The organism is Pantoea sp. CFSAN033090 (genome assembly GCF_001264395.1).
Classification (GTDB): domain Bacteria; phylum Pseudomonadota; class Gammaproteobacteria; order Enterobacterales; family Enterobacteriaceae; genus Pantoea; species Pantoea agglomerans.
This window is the reverse complement of record NZ_LGYX01000022.1, coordinates 103,504-110,777: the sequence shown is the minus strand read 5'-3', so window position 1 is coordinate 110,777 and position 7,274 is coordinate 103,504. Positions and strand designations below refer to the sequence as shown.

General features: G+C 56.4%; 4 protein-coding genes. All 4 read left to right on the top strand.

Features of this window, described 5'->3' with window-relative positions:
• Window positions 1-706 precede the first annotated feature (706 nt).
• Genes bcsO through bcsB form a run of 4 tightly spaced genes read left to right on the top strand, consistent with a single transcriptional unit; the run spans window position 707 to window position 7,263 of the window.
• On the top strand, window positions 707-1,297 hold the full coding sequence (gene bcsO / locus AFL22_RS18080; protein ID WP_052271855.1) for a cellulose biosynthesis protein BcsO: 591 nt from the start codon (window positions 707-709) through the stop codon (window positions 1,295-1,297).
• Window positions 1,288-2,091, top strand: a complete 804-nt coding sequence (bcsQ, locus tag AFL22_RS18075; RefSeq protein ID WP_033780835.1) for a cellulose biosynthesis protein BcsQ — start codon at window positions 1,288-1,290, stop codon at window positions 2,089-2,091. Before bcsO ends, bcsQ begins: the two co-directional genes overlap by 10 nt.
• Window positions 2,092-2,140: 49 nt before the next feature.
• Window positions 2,141-4,252, top strand: a complete 2,112-nt coding sequence (gene bcsA, locus AFL22_RS18070; RefSeq protein WP_010671648.1) for a UDP-forming cellulose synthase catalytic subunit — start codon at window positions 2,141-2,143, stop codon at window positions 4,250-4,252.
• Window positions 4,249-7,263, top strand: a complete 3,015-nt coding sequence (gene bcsB / locus AFL22_RS18065; protein ID WP_052271854.1) for a cellulose biosynthesis cyclic di-GMP-binding regulatory protein BcsB — start codon at window positions 4,249-4,251, stop codon at window positions 7,261-7,263. The genes bcsA and bcsB overlap by 4 nt, the downstream gene beginning before the upstream one ends.
• The last annotated feature ends 11 nt before the right edge of the window (window positions 7,264-7,274 follow it).

Below are 7,274 nucleotides of genomic sequence, written 5' to 3'. Positions count from 1 at the left end.
CGGCTACGGGCGCACCTCAGGGATGAGGTGCGTACTAAAAACACCGGGAGCGTTTTTGAACAACGCAACGCGTTGGCCCGGCTACGGGTGCCCCTCAGGGATGAGGGGCGTAATCGCCCGCGCTGAGCCTGCCAGGGATGGCGTCTTTTGCGTCTTTGCTTAAGGCGTATGCCCCCCTGAGCCTGTTCGCGATCTTAACTCCCCAGCCGAAGGCTCCTTTCTGGAGCCTTTTTTTATCTCAACTCAGCTGCAAGCCGCACTGCTGGCAGGTCAGCGAGCACTTTCTGGTTATTCCTCCTCTTTTTCCGTTATCAGTCTTAACCTGTTTTTCTTCTGGCGATATTTGCAGTGAAAAAAGATAAATAGCCTCAATCACTTATGGCAGAAGTGCGATTTTTTTGCGCCTGCGGCAGCCTGAACGCTCTTTGAAACGCTGTTTACAGGAGTCAGCCTGGCAGTGCCAGAGGTTGTAAGAGCGGTATTTTCTGAAAAATTATTAAAACAGGGCTAATGAATTTAACTTAAGTATTACTTATTAATTATCAGCGGCAATGACTCAGCAGAGGCTTTATTCCGCCACTATTGAATCTTTATGATTAAACAATTTGATTGAAATTGCTTTTTTTGTAATCAGGTTTTTCTGACTGATATTAAAGGGATGTGTTATATTCCAGGAAAATTCCCACCTTGTTGCAGGCCATGGCCAATGAAGAATAATTACGATGATTTGCAGCGTTTTAAAGAGAAAACGCAAACGCTCGACATCGACTTTAAAGATATGTCTGGCCAGACGCAGGAAGCGGCGGAACACAGTAAATGGGCATTGATTCGCCAGCTGGCGAAAGAAGAACATCAGACACCGTTTGGCGGCGGCGAGCGTATTGACCTGCCGCAACCTCAGCCGCTGCGTGGTGATGAGTTTACGGCTCCACCGCCTGGGGCACCGGCACGACATACCGCACTCACTGCGCAACCGGCAATGGCAGCTCGCACCTCGATTCTCGATAGCCTGTCAGGCAGCAACCTGCCAGCAACCAGCACGACTGCACGCGGTCCTTCATCACTCTTTCCGCCACCGCCACCACTGCAAAAAGCGGCCGTGGCTGAGCCTGCGACCCCGCTGCGTGCTGAGCCGGTCCGGCCTGCCGCCGTGGCGGAACTTCAGCTCGTCGTCGCACCCACCGCCACCCATTCTGAGCCAGGACGATTTGGTGCGCTGTTCCGCTCGCGCGAGATTAATCTGCCGAAAGAAACCTTACTCAAACCGTTACTGGAGAAGATTGCGCTATGCCATTAGTTTGTGTGTGCTCGCCGAAGGGGGGCGTGGGGAAAACCACGCTGGCGGCGAATCTGGCCTGGAGTCTGGCGCGTTCCGGTAGCAAAGTTCTGGCGATTGATTTTGATGTGCAGAATGCAATGCGTCTTCACTTTGGCGTGCCGCTTCATGATGGCCGCGGATTTGTGGCGCGCTCAGAAGAGCAGGCGGACTGGAGCCAGTCGATTCTTACCACCGGCGGCAATATCTTTGTGCTGCCCTATGGCGACGTCACGGAGCCGCAGCGCGAACGGTTCGAAGAGAACCTGATGAAAGATCCCCACTTTATTAAGCGCGGTCTGGATACGGTGCTCAATTATCCCGGTCTGGTGATCGTGGCTGATTTCCCGCCGGGCCCGGGCCCCGCCCTTAAAGCAATGACGGCGCTGGCCGATATGCATTTAGTAGTGATGTTAGCCGATACCGCATCAGTATCGTTATTACCGCAGATTGAAGAGAACCGGATGATCGGTAAGCCTCTCAATAATAAGCAGGGTCACTATTTCATCCTTAACCAGTGTGACAACCGCCGGAATATCAATCGCGATGTCACCGCGTTTATGCAGCAGCGCCTGGGCGATAATTTACTGGGCGTGGTTCACCGTGATGAAAGTGTAGGTGAAGCCAATGCTTCGCAGCAGTCTGTTTATGATTTCAGTCCCGCCTCGGCAGCGGCATTTGATATTGAACTGATCGCGAAAAGGGTCAGCAGCATTCTGAATATCACCGTGGGTAATGGCGAAGTTCAGGCTCCCATCCGCACAAACCACTTTTAGTCGGCTTCTGCCAGGCGACTGACTTACACAGCTCTTCTCAGGGTGAATCATGAGTAAAATCGGGTTTTACCTGCTGCTGCTGGTGCTTGCACCCGTTGCGGCGGTGATCATCATTACGCCAATGGACAGCCAGAAACAGTATATTTTTGGTCTGATCAGCATCGGCATGATGTTTTTATTGGGTTTCAGCAAGAGCCGCAAAATAACGGTGGTGATGGTGGTTCTCTCTGCGCTGATGTCCAGCCGCTATATCTGGTGGCGGACCACCGAGACGCTGCACTTTAATTCCGAAGTTGAAGCTATCTTAGGCATTGGCTTATATCTGGCGGAGCTGTACGTCTGGCTGATCTTAATTCTTGGCTTCCTGCAAACCACCTGGCCATTAAAACGCACCATCGAACCCTTACCGGACGACACCAGCCTGTGGCCGACGGTCGATATTTATGTGCCTTCCTACAATGAAAGTCTTGATGTGGTGCGCGACACCGTACTCGCGGCGCAGTGTATCGACTACCCGCGTGACAAAATCAGGGTCTATCTGCTGGATGATGGCAAGCGCAGCGAGTTTGCCCGCTTTGCGGCGGATGTCGGCGTGGGTTATATCACCCGTGACGACAATAAACATGCCAAAGCCGGGAACCTCAACCATGCGATGAAAATCACCAAAGGTGAGCTGATTTGCATCTTCGACTGCGACCACGTGGCGACGCGCACCTTCCTGCAGGCGACGGTCGGACCGTTCCTGAAAGATCCGAAGCTGGCGCTGCTACAGACGCCGCACTACTTCTATTCTCCCGATCCCTTTGAGCGTAACCTGCGCGCCGCACGCAGCATTCCAAACGAAGGCTCGCTGTTTTATGGCCCGGTGCAGCAGGGTAACGATAACTGGAATGCCACTTTCTTCTGTGGCTCCTGTGCGGTTATCCGTCGTTCAGCGCTGGAAGAGATTGGCGGTTTTGCCGTTGAAACCGTGACCGAAGATGCACACACCGCCCTGAAAATGCAGCGACTGGGCTGGGGCTCAGCCTTTTTGTCGATCCCGCTGGCTGCCGGTCTGGCAACAGAACGTCTGGGCCTGCATATCATTCAGCGTACCCGCTGGGCGCGTGGCATGACACAGATTTTCCGCGTCGATAACCCGCTGTTTGGCCGTGGCCTGAAGTGGCAGCAGCGTCTTTGCTATCTCAACGCCATGCTGCATTTCCAGTTTGGCCTGCCACGCGTTGCCTTCCTGACCGCACCGCTGGCTTACCTGCTGTTTAACCTGAATATTATTCACTCATCGGCCTCGCTGATCTTTGCCTATGTGCTGCCCCATCTGGTGATGTCGCTCTACGTTAACTCACGGATGAATGGCCGTTTCCGTTACACCTTCTGGGGTGAAATTTATGAGACGGTGATGTGCTTCCATCTGGTGATCCCGACCATTCTGACTCTATTGTCGCCAAAACATGGCAAGTTTAACGTGACCGATAAAGGCGGCGTGCTGGATCAGGGCTTCTTCGATTTCCACATCGTGCGTCCGCATGTGATTGTGGCGCTGCTGCTGGGCATTGGCATTGTAGCCGGCGTGGTGCGCGCCGTGATGCATGACTATTTTGGCGTCGATCCTTACGTAATCGCGCTCAACGTCGGCTGGGCGATCTTCAGCCTGATCATTCTGATGGCGGCAATTGCCGTGGCGCGCGAAACCAAGCAGGTGCGTAAAACCATCCGTGTTGAAGTGCAAATCCCGGCGATTATTCATTACGCCAGCGGCATTTCATCGCGCACCCAGACCAGCAACCTTTCGATGGGCGGCGCGCAGCTTGATGCACCCGATGGACGTCATGAAACTGATGAGATTGAAGAGATTGATCTGCTGCTGAAATCCGGCGCGATCACTATCCCGGTCAGTCAGATTTCCGGCGATGATGAGAGCATCCGTCTGCGCTTTGAGGCGATGCCGCTGGCGCGTCGTCGCGAACTGGTCCGTGTGGTGCTGGCTCGTGCTGATGCCTGGATTCAGCCGGAGTATAAGCAGGACAACCCACTGATTTCGCTGGGCACTATTATCCGTACCGTCTTTGAGCTGTTCTGGCTGACCTGGAAAGGCCGCCACGATAAACGTAAAAATGTCGACCCGGTTGCCGCGGCGGCGAAAGAGGATGGGGCGGCATGAAGATCCTGACGCAAACTTTGCTGGTCAGTTCACTGACCGCAGCGTTATGGCTGACGCCCGCTGGCGCGGAAACGCCGGTTGCTACTGATAACAGCAGTGCTGCGCCGGTAAACAGTTCAGCCCCGACGCCGCCTGATGCTGCTTCCACCACGCAGCCTGCCAGTGCGCCGGTAAACAGTCCGGCTCCGACGCCGCCTGATGCTGCTTCCACCGCGCAGCCTGCCAGTGCGCCGGTAAACAGTCCGGCTCCGATGCCGTCTGATGCCGTTTCCGCCACGCAGCCTGCCGATGCCACCGTCAGTGCACCCGCGACAAATCTGGCTCCGGTCAGCGATGCGGCATCTGTGGCACCCATGAATAATGGTTCCACCCAGACGGCAGGTTCAGACCAGGTAGCCGCCCCGGTCAGCGGTGGAGAGTCTGCAATGCCATCAGTGTCACCAGCGGCAAATGCGCCATCTGCGACACCGTCCGCAGAATCTGCACCAGCATCGGCGCTTCAGAGTGCATCACCCAATGCCATGGCACCCCCGGTGAACGCCTCTTACGCCCCAGGTAGCGAGGCGACATCACAAACTCAGCCATCTTCAGTGACCGGTGACGCGGCCTCAACGCCTCAGACCGCGTCATCGACCGGTGAGGCGGCGGCTTCTGCCCAGACCACCGCGCCGATGGCCGCCACCGGCGCGGTGACCCAGGACAGCAGCGCGCTGTCCGCGGTGCCCCTGCCGCAGGGCCTGAGCAGTGCCGATCCCGCGCTGGAAGCGGCCGCCAGTGCGCTGCCCTACGCGCCAGGTCAGGTAGCTGCACCGGTTGCAGAAGCGCAGCCGCCGATCGCGGCTGCCATCAATCAGCCAATCAGTAGTGTTATTTCAGTGGCCCAGATGGGCCAGTCGCGCGGCATCACGCTGACCGGCGGCCAGCTTCAGTCGGGCATCACCTTTACCCTGCCCGGCGATGAAGTCATCACCAATGCGCGACTTAATCTGACGCTGCGCGTCTCAGCTGCGCTGGCGGCACGCAATACGTCGCTACAACTGATGCTGAATGGTCAGCCGCTCGGCACGCTGCCGCTGGGTGCGACGGACAGCGATGTCAGCGACTATGAGCTGGATATTCCGGCGGCGATGGTGGTGTCGGCGAACAATCTGAGTTTTAAAATCAATGATGCGGACAAGTTGCTGTGTGAAAGAGAGAGCGCACAGCAGTATCAGGTCACCATTCTGCCGAACACATCGCTGCACCTTGAGGGTCAGAAGCTCAATATCGGCACCAGCCTGCGTAATTTCCCGCGCCCCTTCCTGGATCCTCAGCGGATGACGGCGTCCACCGTGACGGTGGGCTTTGCCAGTCATGTTTCAGCCGATGCTGTCAGCGCGGCGGCACTGGTGACATCCTGGCTTGGCATTCAGAGTGATTATCGCGGCATCCGTTTCCCGGTGGTGCGCGGCGAACTGCCGGAACACAACGGCATCCTGTTTGGTCATCCTGGTGACCGGATCGGCACCCTGACTTTCCCGGCCAGTAACGGTCCGATGTTGCAGGTGGTGGATAATCCCAATAATCCGGTTTACAAATTGCTGCTGGTCAGTGGCAACAATGAGGAGCAGTTGCGTCAGGCGGCGAACCGTCTGACGACGCAGCCACTGACGACGGATGAGAGTCATCTGCAGGTCCCCGCACAGACTATTGCAAACCGCAAACCTTACGATGCCCCGCGCTGGATTAACACTGACCGTCCGGTACGACTGAGCGAACTGCTGCGTAAAGATCAGAGTCTGACCAGTAGCGGCATCTGGCATGATGCGCTGCGTGTTAACTTCCGCGCCGCGCCTGATTTGTTCCTGTGGGATGGCGACACAGTGCCGGTCAATCTGCACTATCGCTTCCCGTCCGAAAGCTGGATCGATGAGGATAATTCCTTCCTTAACGTCATGCTTAACGGCACTTTTCTGCGCAATCTGACGGTGAACAAAGTCGGCCTGCTGGAGAACGCCTGGCACCGTCTGGGCGGTGATGCGCGTCAGGAGCAGTATCAGCTTAATCTCGAACCCTACCTGATCTATGGCGATAACCAGCTGGCGCTCTACTTCAATATCAAACCGCGGGCTGATGCGCCCTGCGGTGTGTTACTGAACAACAACATCAAGAGCCGGATTGAAGAGGATTCATGGATCGATCTGAGCCATACCCGTCACTTCAGCATGCTGCCGAACCTCTCTTACTTTGTGGGTGCCTCTTTCCCGTTCTCACGTCTGGCCGATTTCAGCCAGACCACGCTGCTGCTGCCGGAAACGCCCAGCGATGCTGAACTGTCAACGCTGCTGGATCTGGCGGCGCGGGCTGGTAAAGCCACCGGTCTGGCGCTGACACAGAATCAGGTACTGTTTGGCCTGCCGACTGGCGGAACCCATCTGGCGCGCATACAGCAGAGCGATCTGCTGGCGGTGAGCACCACCGGCAACAGCGCCTTTAATCAGGCGATGCTGGCGGCTTCCCCTTATGACGCCACCAGCAGCACTTTTGGGGTGAAAGAGCCTGACACGCTGGAAAAATTACGTGGCTGGCTGACCGGTGACTGGAGCCGTCAGCAGCTGGATGCCGATCGTTACTTCTCCTCCAACGAAGCGTGGCGAGGCTTCCTCAGCTACCGATCGCCATGGAACCGCGATCGGCTGGTGGTGATGACGGTGGCAACCAGCGACGATCAGCTGTTGCGACTGCATAACGATTTGAGTTCAGCGCAGATTAACGCCGGCATTCGTGGCGATACCGCGATTATTACCGATGAAAACGGCATTCGCAGTTTCCGCGTCGGCGCGCAGTTTCCCAGCGGTGAGTTGCCCTGGTACATGATGGTGGTGTGGTATGCCAACCAGCACTCGGTGCTGCTGGCGGTGGCGGCGATGCTGCTCTCCGCGCTGGTGGGCAGTGCGGCCTGGGTGATGCTGAAGCGTCACGCCTGGCGACGTCTGAACCCAAAGCAGGACCGTGATTCCGGCAGGAAGTAAGGATAATAATA

Bases quoted from the DNA above. Each gene is read 5' to 3' on its own strand.
- bcsO (WP_052271855.1), top strand. From the start codon at position 707: ATGAAGAATAATTACGATGATTTGCAGCGTTTTAAAGAGAAAACGCAA.
- bcsB (WP_052271854.1), top strand. From the start codon at position 4,249: ATGAAGATCCTGACGCAAACTTTGCTGGTCAGTTCACTGACCGCAGCG.
- bcsQ (WP_033780835.1), top strand. From the start codon at position 1,288: ATGCCATTAGTTTGTGTGTGCTCGCCGAAGGGGGGCGTGGGGAAAACC.
- bcsA (WP_010671648.1), top strand. From the start codon at position 2,141: ATGAGTAAAATCGGGTTTTACCTGCTGCTGCTGGTGCTTGCACCCGTT.